Annotated in this window: 22 protein-coding genes and 1 pseudogene; 17 read left to right on the top strand and 6 right to left on the bottom strand. The window is 49.2% G+C overall.

The window, feature by feature from the left end; genetic code table 11:
• The first annotated feature begins 164 nt into the window (after positions 1 to 164).
• Genes ACTHSP_RS07645 through ACTHSP_RS07630 form a run of 4 tightly spaced genes read left to right on the top strand, consistent with a single transcriptional unit; the run spans position 165 to position 2,811 of the window.
• Positions 165 to 938, top strand: coding sequence for an NAD-dependent epimerase/dehydratase family protein (locus ACTHSP_RS07645; protein ID WP_314513842.1), 774 nt, complete (start codon positions 165 to 167; stop codon positions 936 to 938).
• A 50-nt stretch (positions 939 to 988) separates the two neighbouring features.
• A complete protein-coding gene (locus ACTHSP_RS07640) occupies positions 989 to 1,561 on the top strand; it encodes a ubiquinone biosynthesis accessory factor UbiJ (protein ID WP_440345903.1) in 573 nt (190 codons plus the stop codon).
• A 27-nt stretch (positions 1,562 to 1,588) separates the two neighbouring features.
• Complete coding sequence (locus tag ACTHSP_RS07635) at positions 1,589 to 2,479, top strand: NAD(+) kinase (protein ID WP_036491160.1); 891 nt, start codon at positions 1,589 to 1,591, stop codon at positions 2,477 to 2,479.
• A gap of 26 nt (positions 2,480 to 2,505) precedes the next feature.
• Positions 2,506 to 2,811, top strand: coding sequence for a hypothetical protein (locus tag ACTHSP_RS07630; RefSeq protein ID WP_036491162.1), 306 nt, complete (start codon positions 2,506 to 2,508; stop codon positions 2,809 to 2,811).
• Positions 2,812 to 2,908: 97 nt separating this feature from the next.
• Here the strand turns inward: ACTHSP_RS07630 and ACTHSP_RS07625 are convergent, their stop codons facing one another.
• The 6 genes from ACTHSP_RS07625 to ACTHSP_RS07600 all read right to left on the bottom strand — a co-directional run bounded on the left by ACTHSP_RS07625 (position 2,909) and on the right by ACTHSP_RS07600 (position 8,529).
• Positions 2,909 to 4,042 carry an AAA family ATPase gene (locus ACTHSP_RS07625; RefSeq protein WP_314513845.1) on the bottom strand — a complete coding sequence of 378 codons (1,134 nt, stop codon included), beginning with the start codon at positions 4,040 to 4,042 and terminating at the stop codon, positions 2,909 to 2,911.
• A gap of 32 nt (positions 4,043 to 4,074) precedes the next feature.
• Complete coding sequence (locus ACTHSP_RS07620) at positions 4,075 to 4,878, bottom strand: RNA ligase family protein (RefSeq protein WP_314513847.1); 804 nt, start codon at positions 4,876 to 4,878, stop codon at positions 4,075 to 4,077.
• A 59-nt stretch (positions 4,879 to 4,937) separates the two neighbouring features.
• The gene (locus tag ACTHSP_RS07615; protein WP_003679774.1) at positions 4,938 to 6,239 is read right to left on the bottom strand and encodes a hemolysin family protein; all 1,302 of its coding nucleotides are present in this window, start codon (positions 6,237 to 6,239) and stop codon (positions 4,938 to 4,940) included.
• A 182-nt stretch (positions 6,240 to 6,421) separates the two neighbouring features.
• A complete protein-coding gene (locus ACTHSP_RS07610; RefSeq protein WP_440345902.1) occupies positions 6,422 to 6,847 on the bottom strand; it encodes a low molecular weight protein tyrosine phosphatase family protein in 426 nt (141 codons plus the stop codon).
• Positions 6,819 to 7,034, bottom strand: coding sequence for a hypothetical protein (locus tag ACTHSP_RS07605; protein WP_003679777.1), 216 nt, complete (start codon positions 7,032 to 7,034; stop codon positions 6,819 to 6,821). The genes ACTHSP_RS07610 and ACTHSP_RS07605 overlap by 29 nt, the downstream gene beginning before the upstream one ends.
• 187 nt (positions 7,035 to 7,221) lie before the next feature.
• Positions 7,222 to 8,529: a replication-associated recombination protein A gene (locus tag ACTHSP_RS07600; RefSeq protein ID WP_440345901.1), complete on the bottom strand. Its 1,308-nt coding sequence runs from the start codon at positions 8,527 to 8,529 to the stop codon at positions 7,222 to 7,224.
• Positions 8,530 to 8,680: 151 nt separating this feature from the next.
• On the opposite strand from ACTHSP_RS07600, the gene ACTHSP_RS07595 reads away from it, so the two are divergent.
• The 13 genes and pseudogenes from ACTHSP_RS07595 to ACTHSP_RS07535 all read left to right on the top strand — a co-directional run.
• Positions 8,681 to 9,055, top strand: coding sequence for a hypothetical protein (locus tag ACTHSP_RS07595; protein ID WP_293202763.1), 375 nt, complete (start codon positions 8,681 to 8,683; stop codon positions 9,053 to 9,055).
• 90 nt (positions 9,056 to 9,145) lie between these two features.
• On the top strand, positions 9,146 to 10,555 hold the full coding sequence (thrC, locus tag ACTHSP_RS07590) for a threonine synthase (RefSeq protein WP_314513491.1): 1,410 nt from the start codon (positions 9,146 to 9,148) through the stop codon (positions 10,553 to 10,555).
• Positions 10,556 to 10,783: 228 nt separating this feature from the next.
• Positions 10,784 to 12,550 carry a lipid A export permease/ATP-binding protein MsbA gene (gene msbA / locus ACTHSP_RS07585; protein WP_314513493.1) on the top strand — a complete coding sequence of 589 codons (1,767 nt, stop codon included), beginning with the start codon at positions 10,784 to 10,786 and terminating at the stop codon, positions 12,548 to 12,550.
• A gap of 85 nt (positions 12,551 to 12,635) precedes the next feature.
• On the top strand, positions 12,636 to 13,412 hold the full coding sequence (locus ACTHSP_RS07580) for a ferredoxin--NADP reductase (protein ID WP_003679792.1): 777 nt from the start codon (positions 12,636 to 12,638) through the stop codon (positions 13,410 to 13,412).
• A gap of 71 nt (positions 13,413 to 13,483) precedes the next feature.
• Positions 13,484 to 14,119 (top strand): annotated as a pseudogene (locus ACTHSP_RS07575) (uroporphyrinogen-III synthase); the annotation flags it as partial.
• Between the two features lie 63 nt (positions 14,120 to 14,182).
• A complete protein-coding gene (locus tag ACTHSP_RS07570) occupies positions 14,183 to 15,607 on the top strand; it encodes a uroporphyrinogen-III C-methyltransferase (RefSeq protein ID WP_440345904.1) in 1,425 nt (474 codons plus the stop codon).
• Complete coding sequence (locus ACTHSP_RS07565) at positions 15,604 to 16,827, top strand: heme biosynthesis protein HemY (RefSeq protein ID WP_314513495.1); 1,224 nt, start codon at positions 15,604 to 15,606, stop codon at positions 16,825 to 16,827. Before ACTHSP_RS07570 ends, ACTHSP_RS07565 begins: the two co-directional genes overlap by 4 nt.
• Positions 16,828 to 16,962: 135 nt before the next feature.
• Positions 16,963 to 18,024: a uroporphyrinogen decarboxylase gene (hemE, locus tag ACTHSP_RS07560; protein ID WP_314513497.1), complete on the top strand. Its 1,062-nt coding sequence runs from the start codon at positions 16,963 to 16,965 to the stop codon at positions 18,022 to 18,024.
• Between the two features lie 146 nt (positions 18,025 to 18,170).
• Positions 18,171 to 19,664 carry a cardiolipin synthase gene (cls, locus tag ACTHSP_RS07555; protein WP_314513499.1) on the top strand — a complete coding sequence of 498 codons (1,494 nt, stop codon included), beginning with the start codon at positions 18,171 to 18,173 and terminating at the stop codon, positions 19,662 to 19,664.
• Between the two features lie 316 nt (positions 19,665 to 19,980).
• Entirely contained in the window at positions 19,981 to 22,077 is a 2,097-nt protein-coding gene (locus ACTHSP_RS07550) for a TonB-dependent receptor plug domain-containing protein (RefSeq protein ID WP_440345900.1), read from the top strand.
• A gap of 464 nt (positions 22,078 to 22,541) precedes the next feature.
• Positions 22,542 to 22,736: a YgaP family membrane protein gene (locus tag ACTHSP_RS07545; protein WP_063068692.1), complete on the top strand. Its 195-nt coding sequence runs from the start codon at positions 22,542 to 22,544 to the stop codon at positions 22,734 to 22,736.
• Between the two features lie 12 nt (positions 22,737 to 22,748).
• Entirely contained in the window at positions 22,749 to 23,270 is a 522-nt protein-coding gene (locus ACTHSP_RS07540; RefSeq protein ID WP_440345899.1) for a rhodanese-like domain-containing protein, read from the top strand.
• 79 nt (positions 23,271 to 23,349) lie between these two features.
• Positions 23,350 to 23,549 (top strand): ArsR/SmtB family transcription factor (locus ACTHSP_RS07535; RefSeq protein ID WP_440345898.1); only part of this gene is annotated, 200 nt, incomplete at its 3' end.

The raw sequence follows: 23,549 nt of genomic DNA, 5'->3' as shown, positions 1-23,549 counted from the left end.
CTCAGCCTGTTGCGCCCTTACCTCCTGCCGGAACACCGTGCCGAATTCGACCAAAAAATCGGCAGCAACCATTAATTTTTCCATACAAAGGCCGTCTGAAAACGTGGCTTTAACCAAGTTAAAGCTATTTTCAGACGGCCTGTTAATTTTCGGATGCTTTATTTATGCACCTTCCCGATATTTCCATTCTCGGCTTAGGCTATCTCGGCCTGCCGCTGGCACAGAAATTTTATGAGCAAGGCAGTCAGGTAGCCGCCATCAAACGCAACCTGACCTCCGATGACATCAATCTGCCGATTGAACTCGACATTATCGATTTAAACCAAAACGATATTTTTCACAGTTCGGCATTGTGGCAGAACCATATCAACAAGCCGACATGGTTTTGCCTGCTTCCGCCTTCGTCATTAAACCATTACGCCGATACCCTGAAAAAATGGATTCAACTTGCCGAGCAGTCCAAGGTAAAACACATCATCTTTACCAGCAGCACCAGCGTGTATGGCAACCAAGCACGCATATGCGATGAAACCACGCCGCCCGATCCGCAAACCGAATCCGCCCGTCAAATCCTCACAGTCGAGCAAGCCTTGCTTGAAAGCGCCGTCCCCCATATCGACATACTGCGACTGGGCGGACTTTATTCTGCCGATCGTCATCCCATTACCAAGCTGGTTCAAAAAACACGCATTCAAGGCGGCAATCAACCCGTCAATATTCTTCATAAAGACTTGGCCGTCCAAGTCCTTTTTCAGACGGCCTGCCAAGCTGACGGCAAGCGTATCCGCAATATTGTCGAACCCCGCCACCCAAGCCGGGCTGAATTTTATACTGCCGAAGCAGCCAAACTCGGCCTACCGGCTCCTGATTTCATCATTGATGACAAAAGCAACGGCAAAATTGTAAATACCATTTGCGCAGACGGGCTAAGCCTGTAAAATTGCGACTCAACCCATTAATCCGTTTCAGACGGCATTTAGAGTAAACCATGTCCGCCCTATTTCCCCTTATCAACCACCTGATACAGCAAAATCCAGAGCAACAGCGCGAGCTGTCTGAATTTGCAGGCAGCATCATCTGCATCAGCCTGACCGGTTTCAGACTGACCGGACGCATCAGCGAACAAGGTTTTCTTGAAACCGCACACGAAACCGCCGACACCAACATCACATTCCACAACAGCGCCATCCAAAAAATCCTCCAAGGCGGCCAGCCTGGCGTGGGCGACATCAGCCTCGAAGGCGACTTGGTATTGGGCATGTCCGTCCTTCCTATTTTGGGTGGACTGCGCTATTATCCGAGCGAAGATTTGGCGCGTGTATTCGGTCATGTGGCCGCAGAAAGCATCAGCTCGCGCGCCGGCGACATCGGCCGCACCATGAAAAAAATCGGCAAAAGCATTGCCGAGCAAATCAGCGACTTTTCACGCGAACCCGAATCCCCTGTTATCGACCAAGCCACGCTTGCCGAATGGTTGGAAGAAGTGGACAAACTGCGTGACGATGTTTCCCGCCTAAACGAACGCCTCGACCGGCTCGAGCGCGATATCTGGATAGATTAGACACTTAATTTCAGACGGCCTACTATCATGAAAAGCCCATTTAAAAACATCGGTATCGTTACACGTCCCAATACGCCCGAAATTCAAGATACCGTCCACACATTGGTTTCTTTTCTGCGCGAAAACGGCTTCACCATCTATCTGGATGAATTGAGCGTAGAAGAACACTGCGTCTATATCCAAGATTCCGCCTACTGCGAAACCGTAAACAAAGCCCAACTGGGCAAATATTGCGACCTCGTCATTGTGCTCGGCGGCGACGGTACCTTCCTCTCCGCTGCCCGCGAAGTTGCTCCGCGCGCCGTTCCTATCATCGGCATCAATCAAGGCCACTTAGGCTTTCTCACCCAAATCTCACGCGACACCATGGTTGAGGGTATCCGCCCCGTACTGGAAGGCAAATATCTGCCCGAAGAGCGCATCCTCATTGAAGCCAGTATCATTCGTGACGGCGAAACCATCGAACGCGCCCTAGCCCTCAACGACACCGTACTGTCTCGTGGCGGTGCAGGCCAAATGATTGAATTTGAAGTATTTATCAATCAAGAATTTGTCTATACCCAACGTTCGGACGGCCTGATTATTTCCACACCGACAGGTTCGACCGCTTACGCACTTGCCGCCGGCGGCCCCATCATGCAAGCCGGTCTGCACGCCTTCACGCTTGTGCCTATCTGTCCGCAATCCATGACCAACCGCCCGATTGCCATCTCCGACACCAGCGTGATTGAAATCCTCATTACCAAAAGCGGCGACGCACGCGCACACTTTGACGGACAATCCCATATCGACGTGCAAAACTTCGACCGCATCATCATCCGCCGCTATCACAACCCCTTGCGTGTCCTCCATCCCACCGATTACCAATACTTCAAAACCCTGCGCCAAAAGCTGCATTGGGGCGAACAATTGATTTAAACACCACTTCAATAAACAGGCTGACCATGAAAACCATTCCCCAAACCTTAATCATCGCGCTGTGCGCCCTTTCCTCCCTCTCCGTCTCCGCACACGGCATGCACAAAAGCAAACCCTTGTCCTTTGAAGAGTTGCCGAAAATCTGCCAGCAATACTTTACCCGCGCAGATGCGTGTTATCAAAAAGCAGGCGATAAAGCATCGTTCCAACGCGACAACACAAAATACCTGCGCCAAATCCTGCCTGCCGCCGACGTAGGCCAACGTGAACGTATGTGCCAAATTGCCATGGATACATTCGCCGAAAAAACAAAAAACTTGAGCTGCGAATAAAGACCTCTGTCTTAGCTCTAGCAATTTTTGATTTCATAAAAAGGCCGTCTGAAACATTGGATCGTTTCAGACGGCCTGATTACAAGGTTCTTACCTATTAAGAAGAAACCACAAAATCTACCGTATGCGCTTCACTATAATCAGGGATTTCCAGCTTTTCTATCATGCGGTGCAACACATCATTCGGCACAGAATGTTCGCGGTTACGGTTTTGCGATAGTAATTGCGTGTAAGGCACTTCCAAATAAATGAGATGCACGCGTGCGCCGTAATCGGCAAACATCGGCAGCCATTTGCTGCGCAAGTCGCGGTTGAGATTGGTCGCATTGAAGACAAATGACGTACGAGCTCGCAGGTATTCTTTTGCCTGCTCTTTACCCAAACGCACTGCTTCGGCGGTATGTTTGGAATCCGCGGGATTGAGTTTGCGCTCACGGCGAATCTCATCCAGCGACAGCATAGGCAGATGGGCAAGATGTTGCCTGATGTAACTGTCTTTGCCGCTACCTGCTATGGCGCACATGGCGTACACATCAAAGGTTTGATCATCAAATGGCTGATAATCCGGCATTTCGCTACGGCCGTTAAGATAGAGATAGCGTCCGTAATCGCTGGCAAAAGTACGCGCCTTACCCCAACAAGCGTTTTCTTCACAGAGTTCACGAAACAAATCAATGCGCAGCAAAATATCCTGTTGGTCGCAACATATACGACCCAGTACATCGGCTTTAGCAAGCATGGCAAGATGTGCAGTATTGACCTGCAAACTGGCTGCTATGACGGCTCGCTCAGGATTAGGCTTATTAATCGCCCATAAGGGCAATCCGTGCAAACGCACGAGTTTGGCGATTGCTTCTCTTACGGCAAATGGAGCGGCAAGTTCGGTATACAGCAAAGTACGGGCGGTATGCTCACCTTTTTTTGCGTGATGCGGCGAAACGATACGCTCTTTGCCGTTTTCTATTTCACTCTTGGTCGTACTGCGTTTTTCCACATCATGCAGCATGGCGGCAGCAAACAGAATATGCTGCTCCTGTCCATCAAGCGCTTGGAACTCGGGCAGTTGTAAAAGGGCTTCGCATACCATTTTGGTATGCGTAAATACATCGCCTTCAGCATGCCACTCAGGGTCTTGCGGAACATCCTTCATATCGGCAAACCAGCTGAAACGACGTTCTAAGGCTTGCCAATCAGGAAGTTGACCGGGTATGTAATCTGGGAATGTCCACATAATTGTCTTTCTTATTATTGGATAATTGGACTTCAGGCCGTCTGAAACTGCCAGCTTTGCCAATGGTATTTGTCGTAATCGATAAGACGGGCAGGCTTCCAAGTTTTCGTCCAATGAACGTCGGTTTTAACGTGTTTGGCTCGCACCAATTTGAAAAGATTATCAAATTCATTGAATTGAACAGGCAGGTTGCCGTTGTTGGTGGCAAAATCAGCGGCGTTCCGGATAACGAAACCTTCACTGCATGCCGCTCCTGTTTTCGGATCGTAGCCGCCAAGCTTACCGGCAGTTTGTACGCTGTCTGTCCACAGCTCTCCCAAATTAGCGGCAAGCCATTGCGCTAAAGCAATATCTTCATTGGCGTATTTTTGAGTGAAATCTGCAAGAGGCTGGACAATGGGTATTTCTGGCACAGTCGGAAAATCAAACAGCTGCGCATAAAATTTAACCTCTTCCCATGAAAGCCAATGTCCGCCACGGCGGACTGCAAACAGGTAAAAATAGCTTTCCAGTTGCGAATAGGCAATCGAATGAATGCCATACATATTCTCGCCAAAAAGTTCAAGATCGCCTAAATCATCTTTGATTTGCTGCCATCGTTGCAGCAAAGGTTTATCCCACGGATGCTGGGTAGGCGCAGCATGACTACGGGCATAGAGACCGTGTGCGGCAAAGCAGTTGTTTTGCCCATCTAATTTTTCGGTTAAAACCAATTTCGGCAGTGAGGCAAAATATGAAAGAAAGCCGCGCGGCATAAAACGGTCGTCAGAGGTGGTACCAAGGCTGATGGGAGCGTGCAGGCTGCGGGCGTATTTTTGAGGTTCAGTTGTCGTCATAATATTTTTTCCTTTTTATTCATTTTTTAATTTTCTTTTCAAGTGTTCCCTGCAACCCGTTACATTTTCCCCACCATATTTCCTTGTTTGGAAACCAAAAGTTGGTCGATTTTCAAATTTTCAGTATCGATGATTTCAAATTTATAACCGGCATAAACCAGAAAATCTGTACGTTTCGGTATTTTGCGCAGGGAATACATCATAAAGCCGGCGATGGTTTCGTAGTTTTCCGAATTGGGAAACTCCTCAATATCCAGCGCGCGCATAACATCGGTAAGCGGCGTAGCACCGTCCACCAACCATGTGTCTTCGGTACGGCGGATGATTTGCGGCTCTTCTTCGGTATTGACCAGCTCGCCCATCACAATGCTCATCACATCTTTCAGCGTTACCACGCCAACCACCAGCGCGTATTCGTTCACCACCACGGCAAAGTCTTCTCCTGAAGTTTTGAAGGTCTCCAATACATCATAAAGCGACAGCGTGTCGGGGATAAACAAGGCTTTACGCAACACGCGCTTGTCGGTCAGGCGGACGTCTTTTTCTTTTAAAAACAAAGTCAGCAGCGTATGCGATTCGATATAGCCGATGACGCGTTCCAAGTCGCCGTCGCATACGAGGAATTTGTTGTGCGGTTTGTCCGACATCATTTCCAACACAGTATCGCTATCATCGTGTTTATCAAAATAGGCGATATATTCGCGCGTGCTCATGGTGGAAGTGACCGTACGCTCTTGCATATCGAAAATGTTTTCAATCAGATAGTGTTCCTGCTCTTTCAACACACCAGCCTGCGCGCCGGCATCAACGACGGCATAAATATCTTCCGAGGTCAGCTGCTCCTGACGGACGGTTGAAATTTTGAAGAGTTTGAATATTGCGTTTGCCAACCCATCAAAAACCCAGACAAGGGGTTTTAAGATAAAAATCAAAAACATCATCGGACGGACAATGCGTACCGCTACCGCTTCAGGATGGGTCATTGCCATACGCTTGGGCATCAGGTCGGCAATTAAAATAAAGCTGCCTGTAACCAGCGAGAAAGTCAGCAAAGAGGCAACTGTGCTACCCCAACTGCCTGCGTTCTCCAACAGCTTGCCAAAATACGGACGTATTGCCGCCTCGCCAACAATACCGGCAAGAATGGCGACGGCATTCAAACCGATTTGGACAACGGTAATAAAGCTGCCCGGCTGCTGCTGCATATTGATTACGTCAAGCGCACGCGTATCGCCGCCGTCTTTTGCCATGACCTGCAATTTGATTTTGCGTGCTGAAGCAAGCGCGAGTTCGGAACAGGACACAAACGCGCTAATAACAATCAGCAGGCACAATAATAGTAGGGCTTCAAAAATATTCATGAAAATGTGTGTGTATGGTATAGGTTAAAAATATTCAAACAGCAAAGGCCGTCTGAAAAATTCAATTTGATCTTAGATTTGCGTTTTATTTGTCAGTGATGCGTGAAGCAAATGATGGTATTGAAATAAATTTTACTTAAAAGTAAGTCATATTTTTTCAGATAATCTTGCGGAAAACCTCATTATCTAGACAGATAAGGCACGACACTTACCTTCAATATTTCTATCAACTCTTCATCCATGTATCTGTAATCATCAAGAATATCTAAAACAATCATTTCCTTATATTGCAAAGCACGAGGAAACTGTGCCAGCAGACGGCTCTTATGTTTTTGTTCCATCACGAAAATCTTATCCGCCCATGCGATGTCGTCTATGGAAACAGTATGCCGCGCATTGGGGCTTGTGCCTGCGGAACGGGTCTGTACATTCGGATAACGTCGAAATACGGTTTCAGCGGTAGGACTGCGCCATTGGTTACGACTACAAATAAAAAGTGCATTCATAAAAATTAAAAAAGGCGGAAAGTATCCGCCTTGTGAAAACCATCTCGATTGAATCGAAAATGTATCTTTTGAGTTAATCAAACCATTCAGCATCAAATTCATGCTGTCTGAACGGATAAATAAAACCCAGTTTTTGTGCACGTTTGATTTTATTGCTGCGGAGATATATCAAATCCCACTTTTTTTCAGGTTTATATTTCAAAGGATTTTTGCCATGTACACGATGACTGGGGCGTTGCTCTTGATGTCGTCGCCATGCACGGCTACGACTTTGATCTAAATTGTCCATTATCTGCTTTCTAATTTTGTTTCGGAAATCGGGTTCAGCAGCCGCGATTTTTTATGTATTCGATTATTCGGCAAGAAAATAGGATGACAAAATTATAGCGAAATTAAAGATATAATGCCAATATTAAACAATTTATTAGGCTCAAAATAGCCAAAGGCCGTCTGAAACTTGAGACACATTTATTGTTTTAATCATCCAGCGCATCTTCATCCAAGGATTTCAACCATTTCAGCTTTTCGCCGATTTTGATTTCCAGCCCGCGCGGGACTGGTTGGTAGAAGTCCGGTTCGTCCAAGCCGTCGGGCATATAGCTTTCGCCGGCGGCGTAGGCGTTCGGTTCATCATGGGCATAGCGGTATTCGCGTCCGTAACCCAATTCTTTCATCAACTTGGTCGGCGCATTGCGCAGGTGGACAGGTACTTCGTCGCTGGCATTTTCTTTGACGAAACGGCGCATTTGGTTGTATGCCTTATAGCCTGCATTGGATTTGGCGGAAGCAGCGAGATACAACACGGCTTGTGCTAAAGCGAGCTCCCCTTCTGGCGAGCCTAAGCGCTCATAAGTAGCGGCGGCATCATTGGCAATCGTTAAGGCACGCGGATCGGCCAAGCCGATGTCTTCCCATGCCATGCGGACAATGCGGCGGGCGAGATAGCGCGGATCTGTACCTCCGTCGAGCATACGGCAGAACCAATACAAAGCCGCGTTAGGATGCGAACCGCGCACGGATTTGTGCAGCGCGGAGATTTGGTTGTAGAAACTCTCGCCCCCCTTATCAAAACGGCGGATTTGCGCGCCCAAGCTGTCGGCAAGAAATTCGGCGGTTAAGGTTTTCAGATGACGTGTGTCGGCGGCGCGTAAAAGTTGTTCCAACAGATTCAACAATCTGCGCGCATCGCCATCGGCGGTATTGACAAGCAGCTCTTGCGCATCGGCTTCAATCGTGAAATCTCGGTATTCGGGCAAAGCCAATACTTTGGAAATCAGTTTCTTGAGGTCGTCTGAAGACAAGGATTGCAAGACATACACCTGCGCCCTGCTGAGTAATGCCGGATTGACTTCAAATGATGGGTTTTCTGTGGTAGCGCCGATAAAGGTTAACAAGCCGCTTTCGACATAAGGTAAAAAAGCGTCCTGCTGCGCTTTGTTGAAGCGGTGTACCTCGTCAACAAACAAAATCGTCGCGCGCCCTTGTTGCAAGGCAATTTCAGCTTTCTCGATTGCCTCGCGTATGTCTTTCACGCCGGAAAATACGGCGGAAACCGGCAGAAACTGGGCATTGAAACTCTGCGCCAAAATCCGTGCCAGCGTGGTTTTGCCTACACCCGGCGGCCCCCACAGCAACATAGAATGCGGCTTTCCTCCCTCGACCGCCACGCGCAAAGGTTTACCTTCGCCGATTAAATGCTGCTGCCCAATGACATCGTCTAAAGAATGCGGGCGCAGGCGTTCGGCTAAAGGGGCTTCGGGTTGGCGTGCAAAAAGGTCGGACATGGCGGCTTCCGTGCTGGCTGATTGAAAAGAAAACTCGCTAGCATTATACGGCAGTTTCGCAAACTCACATATCGGGCCACATTACGGTATAATACATGCTATTTTGAGAACTCTTCGGGCGTTTCAGACGGCCTTGCTTACAGGAAACATCATGACTTCAAAAACTCTTTTGGCAGCTGTTACATCAGTTTTCTTATTGGGTGCATGCGCTACCGGCGGCGAATCTTTCGGCGGTTTGGGCAGCGGTACAGGTATCGGCAGCAGCGTAGTGAAAATGGCGGTAGACAGCCAATGCCGTACCGAATTAAACAAACGTAACGAATGGCGTGTCATTGCTTTGGCTATGAGCGCGGAAAAACAAGCCGAATGGGAAAATAAAATCTGCGGCTGCGCCAGCGAAGAAGCGCCAAATCAATTAACTGCAACCGAAATGATGCAGGTCTTGAGCCCGGCAACCCGCGATCAGGCCATTGCTTCCGTTACCGCGAAAACGGTTACCGCCTGCTTCAAACGACTCTACAAATAATCGTTCAGACGGCCTTTTTTAATTAATATAGAGGCCGTCTGAATTCGTTTTGACTTTCTATTTGAATTTTAAATATATAGAGAAGAAACCATGAAATACATCAGCACCCGCGGTGCAACCGCACGCAAGCAATTCAGCGAAGTTTTATTGATGGGTTTGGCTCCTGACGGCGGTTTGATGCTGCCTGAGCAATACCCTCAAATTGACCGTGCTACCTTAGACCAATGGCGCACACTCAGCTATCCTGAGTTGGCGTTTGAAGTCATGAGCCTGTTTGCCACCGATATCCCTGCTGATGATTTACGCGACATCATCAACCGCACCTACACCGAAGAAGTATTCGGTACCCAAGCCATTACTCCGGTACGTACACTTTCAGACGGCATCAAAATCCAAGCCCTGTCCAATGGCCCGACTTTGGCATTCAAAGACATGGCCATGCAATTCTTGGGCAATGCGTTTGAATATGTATTGAACAAAGAAGGCAAAGAACTCAATATCTTAGGCGCCACCAGCGGCGACACTGGTTCTGCCGCCGAATACGCCCTGCGCAGTAAAAAAGGCGTCAATGTCTTCATGCTTTCGCCGGAAGGCAAAATGAGTGCATTCCAACGCGCGCAAATGTTCAGCCTGCAAGATGCCAACATCCACAACATCGCCGTTGAAGGCATGTTTGACGACTGCCAAGACATCGTCAAAGCCGTACAAAATGATGCCGAATTCAAAGCCAAATACCATATCGGCACAGTCAACTCCATCAACTGGGGACGCATCGTCGCCCAAGTCGTGTATTACTTCGCCGGTTATTTCAACGCCACGTCAAGCAATGACGAAAAAGTCAGCTTCTGCGTGCCAAGCGGCAACTTCGGTAATGTCTGCGCCGGCCATATCGCCCGTCAAATGGGCCTGCCTATCCACCGCTTGATTGTCGCCACCAATGAAAACGACGTATTGGACGAATTTTTCAAAACCGGCGCATACCGCCCGCGCAACAGCGAACACACCCACGTTACTTCCAGCCCGTCTATGGATATTTCCAAAGCCTCCAACTTTGAGCGTTTTGTGTTTGACCTGATGGATCGCGATGCAGACGAAATCAAAACATTATGGGCTGAAGTAGGCTCCGGCAAAGGTTTCAATTTGGAATTTGCCTTAAACAAAGTACATCAACAATATGGCTTTGTTTCCGGCAAATCGACCCATGCCAACCGCCTTGCCACCATCAAACAGGTTTACGAACAAGACCATGAATTGATTGATCCGCATACAGCCGATGGCATCAAAGTAGCGCGTGAAGTACGCGAAGCCGGCGAAACCATTGTCTGCCTCGAAACCGCGTTGGCTGCCAAATTTGAAGCCACCATCCATGAAGCGGTCGGCGAAGTTGCCGTTCCCTGTCCGACCGCATTGGAAGGCTTGGAAAACCTGCCGCAACGTGTCCGTGTTGTCCCTAATAACGCAACGACAGTAAAAGACATCATTAAGGAAGCTTTGGCTTAACTGGCTGTCTTTGACGACTGAAGAGGCCGTCTGAAACTTTTTCAGACGGCCGCGACTGGTGTTTAAGAAGTGGGCAATATTATTACCAATCCAACCGCATCACAGTCGTTCTCATTATAAAATCAATATGTTAAAACAACACCAACTCCTTTTGACTTTCAATTGCAAACATTGTAATGACAGATATTTTCGTTTAGAATTGCATGTTTGCTCTAAATCTGGATTGATATGCAGACAACACAAGCCACATCCAACTGGGAGCTGTACAAGCGTTTGCTTGGATATTTAAAAAGCTATTGGAAGATGTTTATCGTCTCCGTAGTGGCCATGCTGATTGTCGCCGGTACGATGCCGGCTTTCGGTTACTTGCTCAAGCCTTTGATTAATGAAGGTTTTGTCGATAAAAACATGAAAAGCATGTCATGGTTGCCACTGGCAATTGTGGCGCTGTTTTTCGTTCGCGGCCTGTTCAATTTCATTAACGAATATTGCACAACGTATCTGTCCAGCCACTTGGTGCAGCGCTTGCGCGGTGAAATGTTCAACAAAATGATGCACCTGCCGACCTCGTATTTCAGCAGTAATACCGGCGGTCGTTTGATGTCTCGTATCTTGAACGACGTCAATCAAATTACCGATGCAGGGTTCAACGTCATTACCGTGATTGCTAAAGACGGCGTGAGCGTAGTCGGCCTATTGGGCTTGCTGACTTATCTGAACTGGCGTTTGACCCTGATTACTTTTATCATCTTGCCGGTTGTTGCTGTATGTATCCAAACAGTCAGCAAACGCCTGCGCAAACTGTCTGCCAACAACCAAATTTATCTTGGCCAGCTGATGCAGGTCTTGGGCGAAAGCATTAATGGTGAACGCGTTGTAAAAATCTACGGTGGCCAAGATTATGAAAACCGCCGCTTCAACCGTATTGCCGACGATGTGCGCCGCAACCTGCTCAAACAGGTTTCCGCCAGCTCTGCCGGTACCGGCATTACGCAATTAATGGCTTCGGTTGCACTGGCCGCAATTATTTATGCAGCGGCACGCCAAGCAGGGCTTTCCGGCTTCAGCGCAGGCGATTTTATGTCGTTTTTGTCCAGCATGATCATGATGTTTGACCCCATCAAACGCATGACCGGCGTGATGCAGTCCCTACAACGCGGTTTGGCGGCGGCTGAAAGTGTCTTCACCTTTTTGGATCAACCTGAAGAAAGCAACGAAGGCAAACAGATTCTTAGCCCAAACCCTGGCGATATCGAATTTTGCGATGTTGTACACCGCTATCCTGAAGCCGAACGCAACAGCTTGAACCACATCAACCTGCTTGTACCGCAAGGCAAAGTTACCGCATTAGTCGGCGCATCAGGCTGCGGTAAAACCACCCTGGCCAATATGTTGCCGCGCTTCCTTAATCCGGACGAAGGCAAGGTTTTGATTGGCGGCGTAAACATCAATGAATATACACTCGAAAGCCTGCGCAGCCGCATGGCATTCGTCAGCCAAAACGTTGTCCTGTTTAATGGTACGATTGCTGAAAACATTGCCTATGCTCAAGCTGACAAATTCAGTGAAGAAGAAATTATCAATGCTGCAAAAGCCGCGAATGCTTGGGAATTTATCCAAAAAATGCCGCAAGGCTTGCACACTGAAGTTGGCGAAAACGGTTTAAAACTTTCCGGCGGCCAACGTCAACGCCTCGCCATTGCGCGTGCGCTTTTGAAAAATGCGCCGATTTTGATTTTGGACGAAGCCACCAGCGCATTGGATAATGAATCCGAACGTTTGGTACAAACCGCATTGGAAAACCTGATGCAAAACCGTACCACATTGGTGATTGCCCACCGACTTTCGACCATCGAAAAAGCCGACAACATCGTTGTGATGCATGAAGGCAATGTAGTCGAACAAGGCACTCATCATGAATTGATTAGCGTAGGCGGACGCTATTCCGACCTGCACAGCCTCAGCGAAAAATCAGCCAAACCGGCAAGCAAGTAGCTGAACACCATATTCCATTCTTTTTATTAACCTCGGCCGCCCCTACCTATTCTTTTCAGACGGCCTTATCCGACAGGAAATATCAATGGCAGCATTCAACACCCAGAAAGTCTTGTCCGTACACCACTGGACCGACGCTTACTTCACTTTCACCTGTACCCGTGACGAATCTTTGCGCTTTGAAAACGGCCAATTCGTCATGGTCGGCCTGATGGTAGACGGCAAACCGCTGATGCGCGCATACAGCGTGGCTTCTGCCAACTGGGAAGAGCATCTGGAATTTTTCAGTATCAAAGTACAAGACGGCCCATTGACCAGCCGCCTGCAACACCTTAAAGTCGGCGATGATGTCCTCATCAGTAAAAAACCGACCGGTACATTGGTTGCCGGCGACCTGAATCCGGGCAAACACCTCTACCTCTTGAGCACCGGTACCGGCATCGCCCCTTTCTTGAGCATTACTAAAGACCCTGATGTTTATGAGCAATTCGAAAAAATCATCTTGGTTCACGGCGTACGCTACAAAAAAGACTTGGCATACTACGACCGCTTCACCAAAGAATTGCCCGAACACGAATACTTGGGCGACTTGGTTAAAGAAAAACTGATTTACTATCCAATCGTTTCACGCGAAGAATATGTACACCAAGGCCGTCTGACCGATTTGATGCGCAGCGGCAAACTCTTCGAAGACATCGGCCTGCCTAAAATCAATCCGCAAGACGACCGCGCCATGCTGTGCGGTAGCCCAGCCATGTTGAAAGACACCTGCAGCGTCTTGGACGAATTCGGCCTGACCGTTTCTCCGAAAACAGGTGTCCGCGGCGACTACCTGATTGAGCGCGCATTCGTCGATCAATAACGTACGTCAGCAACAGGCCGTCTGAAACCCTTCTTTCAGACGGCCTAAACCTTAATAATTTATCCCACATTATGCCTACCCTACTCATCATCCGTCCGTCCAACCGTCCGCAACAAGATATCCAAACCTGCCATGCAGCCGGTTGGCAGGCTCAGGTATTGAGTCCGATTGAAATAGAGGCGGATCGTTCGGCGCTAAAAAAACTTCCCGAGCAATTCAAGCAAGCCGATGTCGTGTTTTGGGTCAGCCCTACCGCTATTGAAACCGCAGCGCCACATCTGAACTTTTCAGACGGCCCTAAAGCACACATTACCGTCGGCCAAACCAGCCAACATACTTTGGCAAAATTCTCCCCCTATCCCGTATTCTCTCCTGAAGATGGCAACGACAGCGAAGCCGTCTTGAGAATGCCTATTTGGAAAAACCTGCCGCCCAACGCCCGAGTTCTAATCATTCGAGGTCATGGCGGCCGTGATTTTCTGGCAGACAAACTGACCGAACTGGGTTTCCAAATCGACATCGCCGAAATCTATTTCAGACGGCCACACGCCATCGATTGGCAGAACTTTAAAACCGAAGATATCGCCGCCGCCTACGTTACATCCGGCGAACTCGCGCGCGAATTTTTCCATCAGATTCCGCCGCAATTTTCCCGATTCTTCGAATCCTTGCTATACTTTACCCACCATCCGCGCATTGCCGATGCGCTTCGCATCGTCGGCGCCAAACATGTAGAAACCGTCACTTCTCTATCCGCTGCACTTTCATCCATGCCACAAAGGAGCCAAGCAGTGAACCCAGTCGAAGACAATAAAGATACCCAACAAGTTGCCAGTACGGCAGCTTCAGCGCCTGAACGTTCTGAAAACACCAGGCCGTCTGAACAAATCAAACCTACCCAACCTCAGCGAGTGGAGGCAAGCATGCCCGAGTCCAACAATCTCCCACAAAACAACGCCCCTGTTATCATCAAACAATCTGGCGGCAAAGCCTTGGCCGCAGGTGCAACCGTCTTGGCACTGCTTGGCCTAGGCGCGAGCGGATTCCTGTTTGTACAGGGTCAAAATGTTTTAAAAAACCAAGAGCTCGAATTCAACCAAAAAATCGACAAAGCTGCATTGGGCGAGTCTGAAAACGCCAGCCTTCTAAAAGACAACCTCAACCGCCAAACCGCTATTCAAGCCGAGTTAGACCGCCTGAACAACGGTCAAAAAAACAATAGCGATCAAATCCTGCAAATGCAGAAAGCTTATCAAGAGCTGCTCAAAGGCCGTATCAACTGGCTGGTCGACGAAGCCGAATCCATGTTGAACACTGCTTCACAACAATTGATGCTGTCAGGCAACCTTCAAGGCGCGGTCAGCGTATTGGAACACATTGACAGCCGCTTAAGCCGTTTTGAACAGCCTGAGCTTATCCCTATCAAGCAAGCCATCAGCAATGATTTGGCCGCGCTGAAAAACCGTCCTTATGTCGATATTTCCGCCACTGCCTTGCGTATCGACCGTTTGGAAACCGGTATTTCAGGCCTGCCTTTGGTTTTGGACGGTGTATTGAAACCGGGGGCCGCGCCTGTCGAAGCCGCCAATTCAGGAACTTGGTGGGAAAACACATGGGAAAAATCCCTTAATGCCCTCAAAGGCTTGGTTGAAGTCCGTCATCTGGACAGCAACGACGCCATGTTGATTTCACCCGATCAAACCTACTTCATTCGTGAAAACCTGCGCCTGCGCCTTTTGGATGCGCGCATTGCCCTGTTGCAACACAATGGCGAAGTGTATCAAAGCGATTTAAACAACGTTGAAGCAACTGTAAAACAATACTTCGACAGCAAATCCCCTGCTACGCAGTCATGGTTGAAAGAGTTGGCCGAACTCAAAGCCCTTGATGTCCGCATGATTTCAGACGACAGCCTGAAAGCCAGCTTGAGCGCCGTTCGTGCTTATCAGGAAAGTTCGCGTACACAAATGACGACCGAAGAAGCTACGCAAACCCAAGCTGCCGAGATAACCGCTTCCGCTCCGGCTGCAACTACCGAGCAAGCCACCACTGCCGCTCCTGCTGCCGCTTCTGCTTCTCAGTCTTTGGAAGCACCTGCTTTGCCGTCTGAAAACAAAAAAGAACCGGCCGCCGAAGCTGCCAAACCACAAAACCAAACCAAGCCTGCTGCCAAAATTAAAGGAGAGCAAGCATGAAAACCGTCGTTTGGATTGTCATTCTGTTTGCCGCCGCCGTCGGTTTAGCGTTGGCTTCCGGCATTTATACCGGCAACGTGTACGTCGTGGTTGAACAAACCATGCTGCGTATCAATCTGCATGCCTTTGTTTTAGGCCTGCTATTGAGCGTATTCGTCTTGTATTTCCTGATTAAATTTGTGTTCGGCCTCTTGAACATTCCGGCACGTATGCAACGCTTCGGCATCGCCCGCAAAGGCCGTCAGGCTTCTGCCTCTTTGAACAGCGCAGGTTTGGCATATTTTGAAGGCCGTTTTGAAAAAGCCGAACAAGAAGCCGCCAAAGTCTTGCATAATAAAGAAGCAGGCGACAACCGTACTCTGGCTTTGATGTTGGGCGCGCACGCGGCCGACCAAATGGAAAACTTCGAATTACGCGACCGCTATCTGCACAAAATCGAACAGCTGCCACAAAAACAACAGCTTTCCCGTCATCTTTTGCTGGCTGAATCTGCACTGAGCCGCCGCGATTATCAGACTGCCGCACAAAACCTTGAAGCAGCAGCAAAAATCAATAGCAACTTAAGCCGCTTGGTCCGTCTGCAATTACGTTATGCCTTTGATCATGGCGATGCTTCAGATGTTTTGGCAAAAGCAGAAAAACTGGTCAAAGCCGGCGCCATCAACGATTACGAAGCCGAACAGTATCAAAATTGGGCATATCGCCGCCTCTTAAGCGAAGTAACCGATGCGGGCAGCCTGAAAGCTTGTTTGAAACACATTCCCGAAAGCGTGAAGTCTGGCGAATTGTGTGTCGTGATTGCCGAAAAATACGAGCGTTTGGGTTTGTATGCCGAGGCGGTCAAATGGGTCAAAACCCATTATCCGCAAACCCGCCAGCCCGAGCTTTTGGAAGCATTTGTCGAATCCGTACGTTTCCTAAGCGAGCGCGAGCAACAAAAAGCCATCGACTTGGCAGATTCTTGGCTGCAGGAACAACCCGACAATGCACCACTGTTGATGTATCTTGGCCAACTGGCTTACGGCCGCAAACTCTGGGGCAAAGCCCAAGGCTACCTCGAAGCCAGCATCGCCTTGCAACCCAGCGTATCCGCACATTTGGTCCTAGCGCGCGTGTTTGATGAAACCGACCAACCGCAAAAAGCGCAAGAACAACGCAATCTGGTTTTGGAAAGCGTAGCCGAAGAAGAACATCCGGCAGCACTCCCTCAACCCAATTGATGTACTGATTTCGCATTAAGTAACAGTATGAAATCTACAATAAAACCAACCATTTAATCATTTCAGACGGCCTCAATACATATCTAAGGCCGTCTAAACTTTGTCCAACACACCAAATCAGAAAGCCTATTTATCATGACTGCTCTGAAAAACGACACTTTCCTCCGCGCCCTGCTCAAACAGCCTGTCGAATACACGCCCATCTGGATGATGCGCCAAGCCGGACGCTATCTGCCTGAATACAAAGCCACACGCGCACGCGCAGGCAGCTTTCTCGATTTGTGTAAAAACACTGAGCTGGCAACCGAAGTTACCATCCAGCCTTTAGAACGTTTTGATCTGGACGCAGCGATTCTGTTTTCCGACATTCTAACCGTTCCCGATGCCATGGGTTTGGGCCTGTACTTTGCCGAAGGCGAAGGCCCCAAATTTGAACGCGCCTTGCAACATGAAGCGGATATCGCCAAACTGCAAGTTCCCGACATGAAAAAACTGCAATACGTCTTTGATGCCGTAACTTCCATCCGTAAAGCCCTTGACGGCCGCGTTCCACTCATCGGTTTCTCCGGCAGCCCGTTCACGCTCGCCTGCTACATGGTTGAAGGCGGCAGCAGCAAAGAATTCCGCACCATCAAAACCATGATGTATTCGCGTCCTGATTTGCTGCATAAAATCCTCGACACCAATGCCCAAGCCGTTACCGCCTACCTCAACGCCCAAATCGATGCCGGCGCACAAGCCGTACAAATTTTCGATACTTGGGGCGGCGTATTGAGCGATGCCGCATTTAAAGAATTCAGCCTGAAATACATCCGTCAAATCGTTGACGGACTCAAACGCGAAAGTGAAGGCCGCCGCGTGCCTGTTATCGTATTTGCCAAAGGCGGCGGCTTATGGCTGGAAAGCATGGCAGAAATCGGCGCAGACGCATTAGGCTTGGACTGGACCTGCAACATCGGCAAAGCCCGCCGTCGCGTCGGCGAACAAGTTGCCCTGCAAGGCAACTTCGACCCGTTTGCCCTCTTCGGCACACCGGAATCTATCCGCACCGAAGTCGCACGCATCCTTGCCGACTACGGCAACGGCAGCGGCCATGTATTCAACCTCGGACACGGTATCAACCAACACGCCGATCCGGAACACGCCAAAATTTTGGTCGATACCGTACATGAATTGTCCCGTCAGTATCACCGTTAATGGAAACAACGCAAAAGCCGTCTGAAAACAAAAAACACGATTATCGTGTGAATTTGTTTTCAGACGGTTTTTCTATATACTTAATATCTGAAGCTTAGCAGCTGACACCTTCAAACTTAAAAACACATCCACTCCCGCTACCGAATATGAATTTTTTAAAAGACATCACCTGGACCGAAATTTTCATCTTCGCCCACACCTGCGCCGCACTCGCCTGCATGCTGCGCGTGTTGTACAAACAAAAAAACATCGGCTCAACCTTTGCCTGGCTGATTATCCTCTTCCTTTTCCCTGTATTCGGAACCATCGCCTACATCCTTATCGGCGAGCCTCGTCTCGGCACGGCCCGCGCCAAACGTACCGGCGAAATGAACCGCTTCTACCGCAACTTTGCCGCCACCCATCTAGCCGATATCTATCTCGACATTGCCGACCAAGTCAAATCACGTTACCACGGCATCAGTAAAGTTGCTGAAAAAGGAACGGGGCTGGGTGCCACCAAAGGCAACGCCATGAGCCTGCTCTCAACCACCGATACCATCATCGACAGCATGCTCGCAGACATACGCGCCGCAACCCATTCCTGCTTGTTGGCCTTTTACATTATCGAACCCAAAGGCCGCATTGAAGAAATTCTAAATGAAACTCTTGCCGCCAAAGCCAGAGGCGTAGACTGCTCCATACTGGCCGATGCCGTCGGCAGCAGGAGCTTTCTTGAAAGCGATTGGGTAGAAAAACTGCGCCAAGCAGGCGTTGAAGTACATACCTCCTTACCTGTCGGCATCTGGCGTACATTATTCACACGCACCGACCTGCGCAACCACCGCAAAATCCTTGTTATCGACAGCAAAATCGGTTACACCGGCAGCTTCAACCTTGTCGACCCGCGCTATTTCAAACAAAACTCCGGCGTCGGAGAATGGGTCGATGTCATGATGCGCTGTACAGGTCCTATGGTTTTGGAGTTGTCTGCCGTCTTCTTCGCCGACCTCGCCGTCGAAACCGATGAAAACCTCCAAAACGTACAAACATACCTCAATCAAGCCCAAAGCCTGCTGCCCCAAATCCTTCCTGAAAAAATGCAGCAAGGCGATATTGTTGCCCAAATCATTCCATCCGCCCCCGAGCAAGGCAGCTTCGTTATTTACGAAACCATCATCAGCGCCATCTATGCCGCCACCAAACAAATCACGATTACCACCCCCTACTTTGTCCCCGACGAGCCGCTTCTCATGGCATTAACCGTTGCCGCCAAACGCGGCGTCAAAGTGACCCTGATACTGCCAGCCAAAGTCGATTCACTGATGGTGCGCTATGCCTCACGCGCCTACTACCCTATGTTGCTGGAAGCCGGTGTCAAAATCGCCATGTTTGAAGGTGGGCTCTTACATGCCAAAACCATGACCATTGACGAAGACTACTCCCTCTTCGGCACGGTCAACATGGACATGCGCAGCTTCTTCCTCAACCTCGAAATTAGCCTTGCCATCTACGATCGCGACACCACCAAACAAATCTGCCACCTACAGCGCAGCTACCTTAAAAACAGCAGCTACATCGCCATCAAATCATGGCAACAACGCTCCAAACTCCGCGGCCTCGTAGAAAATGCCGTCCGCCTGATGAGCCCTTTGCTGTAAAACATAAATATTTAGGCCGTCTGAAAAATACTTTTCAGACGGCCTCTTAAATAAAACACTGATAGATAAAATTCTTTATTGACAGATATTCAAGCTATCCCTTCTCTACCTCTCGGAAAAAGTAAGACTCAACCCATTTCCCAATCAAAGAATCTTTACTAAATTTAACTAAAATATAAACTAATTGATTTTTATTAAAATTCTATTAATTTTATATTTAAATGAAACAGAATATATTTATTAATATTTATTAAGAATTTGATAATCATTATTAGAATAATTAGAATAAGCAGTCAATTTTCACTTAGGAAAAATCATGAATAAGGTCTCCTCTCCTGTATTCCGCCTTAGCATCATTACACTCGCATTATCAACAAGCTTTGCTCATGCCGAAAATTTGCAACCCGCAGAAACTGCCGAGCTGAATGAAATTAAGGTTACCGGTACTGCCGTACCGACTCGTGTAACCCGCAACCAGCTCGACCGCGAAATTTCGACCGATTTAAAACAAGTCATGAAAGATCAAATCGGTATGGATGTCGGTGGCGGCAACGGCGTAGCACAGTTTTACAGCATCCGCGGCGTTGGTGAAGACAAAATTAACCTAGAAGTCGACAACACCAGCCAATCCACAAAAATCTTCCACCACCAAAGCCGCTTCCAGCTTGACCCCGCTTTGGTAAAAAGCATCAACGTAGAAAAAGGCACAGGCGCGGCGAGCGCGGGTTTGGGTGCGGTCGGCGGTACCATCCGCGTAACAACGGTTGACGCAAAAGACCTGCTGACCGACGGCAAACCTTTCGGTTTCAAACTGGGCGCAGGCTTGAGCAGCAATAAAGGCTCAACCGGCAACGCGGCGGTTTACGGCTATCAAAACGGCTTCGATGCCCTGTTTGCAGGCAACTTCCTCAACAACCGCGACTACAAAGACGGTAACGGCAATGTCAACCTCGGCAGTCGTCTGAAACAGCACAGCTACCTCGCCAAACTCGGCTACGATTTCAACGACGACCACGGCATCCGCCTGACCTACCGTCAGGAATACCAAAAAGGCAACCGCACCGACAAAGCCGAGTTCCAAAACGTTGACAGCTACATCGGCGTGGACGGCACTTATCAAAAAGAGCAGACCTACAATCTGGAATACCGTGGTCGCAACGTCGGCTTTATCGACAAAATCGATGCCAACGTCTTCCAAATCAATACCGACGATACCAAACCGCCTAAAGGCGCGCCTTCCCCGAAAGCCCAAGCCTCCGGCACGGCGCAAGGCGGCGTTCCCATCGGCAAGCTTGAGTTAAGCAAAATCAAAGCGACCGGCGCGAATCTGAACCTCGCCAGCTCCTTCGGCGACGGGCACATGGTGAAATACGGCGTCAACTACCGCCACGAAACCTCCGAGCCGTCCGACAAAGGCGCATGGCTGAAAATTCTCGGCCTATATGACCGCGACAAAGAGAAAAAGGCAGAATACGGCGTGTACGCGGAAGGCATTTGGAGCCTGAACCCCGTTACCCTGACCACCGGCCTGCGTTACGACCATTTCAAATACAACGCCGCCAGCAAACAAAGCGCGTCGCACGGACAGCTCAACCCCAGCATCGGCGCGATTTGGGACATCAACGACAACTTCTCCCTCTTGGCAAGCCTCAATCAGGCAAGCCGCGCGCCCCGCCTGAACGAAGCCCTGCTGGCTAACGAACGCGCAGGCGCCGCCGCCGATTTGGACAGCAACCTCAAAGCCGAAACCGCCCGCCGCGCCGAAATCGGCTTCAAATGGCGCAACGACAACTTCAACGTCAGCGGCAGCGTGTTCCACCAACGCATCAAAGACCTCATCGTCTATCGTTGGGCAAAAATCAACAACAACACCGCCTCCATCACCGAACGCGGCAAGATTTACAACGGCGGCACGCTCAAAACCTACGGCTACGAACTTGACGCATCCTACCGCTGGGGCGGCCTGACCGCGCGTGCCGGCGTGTCCTACGTCAAACCCCGTCTGAACGGCGAAATGTACTACGGCGAAAGCCCGATTCAAGCAGAAGACCACGAAAGCTCGTTCACCTTCTGGAACACCGGCCGCCAATGGCTGACCGGTCTGTCTTACCAGTTTGAAAACCCCAAACTCGAAATCGGCTGGCGCGGCCGCTACGCCCAAAGCGTGAAATACACCGACGTCGCCCGCGGACAAGGCACGATACACGGCAAGAAATCAGGTTACGGCGTACACGACATCTACGCCAACTGGCAGCCGCTGAAAAAAGACAACCTGAACGTCAACTTCGCCGTCAACAACATCGGTAACAAGCAATACCGTTCGCACAGCCAACGCTTCCCCGACGGCAACGGACGCGTGCCCTTCTACGAACGCGGCCGCGAGTTTGCCTTGGGCGTGAACTATCGTTTCTGATGATACGAACGACCTTATAAAGAAATTAAAGGCCATCTGAGATTCAATTTTCAGACGGCCTTTTATAATTCGTAGACAATTTGATTTAAAAGTATTTCCTCCCCCTTGCTAGTTACACAACGGATTATCCAGTCTTCAAATCGTCTCCATTGGACTTCTTTTCCGAATCGGTCATGATTTGACTCCTTCTGAAAACTGACTACCAATTCTTCCAATATAAATAAAATATTATATAGATCATCTCCAGTGCCGTCTGAAAATATCAGGCTGTATTTTTACATTTAACCATACCGTTGGAGATTGATTCTATTTGTGCGTTTAAAAAATACAATGCAAATATTCATTACACTTTTACTGTAAACCATTTGACAAAGTCATCTTTAAAGCTATAATATTTCTCATATATGATTTTTGTTATATGTGTTTATTTGTAGACAATCCATTCTTAAACAAGGAGCAATAAAATGAAACGAAACTTGGGTACTTTGGATCGCGTAATCCGTATTGTTATCGGTGTAGTACTAATCGCTGCAGCCGCTACCGGACAAATTGGCTGGTGGGGTTGGCTGGGCATCGTCCCTCTGGGTACAGCACTGATTGGCAACTGTGCGCTGTACAGCTTATTGGGCATCAACACCTGCCGCATCAACAAAAAATAACGAAGGCAAAACATGAGTACGGTCGGACAACTCCCGCGAATCACGCCTTCCGAAGCAATGGCAAAAATCCGTGGGGGCGCGTTGGCAGTGGACATCCGAAGCCAAGCCGAATATCGGGGCGGGCATATTGGCGGTGCATTATCCCTTCCACCTGAACAGCAGCGAGACAAACTGCCCGATGATACAGCCCAGTGCCTGATTTTTTATTGCCTGAGCGGCAAACGTACAGCAGGGGCTGAAACAATATTGTCAGCGCTTGGCCAAGGCTGCGAATGCTATATTTTAGAAGGCGGCTTACAGGCATGGAAAGCTGCAGGGCTTCCTATTGTTGCCGACCGTGCCGCACCGGACATCATGCGACAGGTGCAAACCATAGCGGGTAGTTTGATTCTGTTGGGTGTGCTGGCAGGTTGGCTGGTATCGCCTTGGTTTTATCTGATAGACGTAATGGTCGGCGCAGGCCTATTAACGGCCGGACTAACCGGATTCTGCGGCATGGCTCGCCTGCTGGCCAAAATGCCATGGAACCATTAAGCAAAGGCCGTCCGAAAGTTGCTGCCGAGGACATTATGGCTGATAATTCGACCTCCTCATTTGCCGAAAAGCGTGAAAAATGACCATTGCCGACAATCAACCGCCCTACGAAGAAGCCTCCGCTTTTCTTAAACTTCTAGCTAATCCCAACCGTCTCGCCGTATTGTGCAAACTACATGAAAGGCCGCACAATGTAACCGAATTGGCTGAATCATCCGGACTGCCGCAAGCGGCAATGTCCAGCCAATTAGCGCTACTGCGTGAAGCCGGTTTGGTATC

The sequence above is a fragment of the Neisseria sp. P0001.S005 genome, assembly GCF_051963715.1.
Note: the sequence above shows the minus strand (reverse complement) of the source record. Positions and strands in the feature narration are given on the sequence as shown.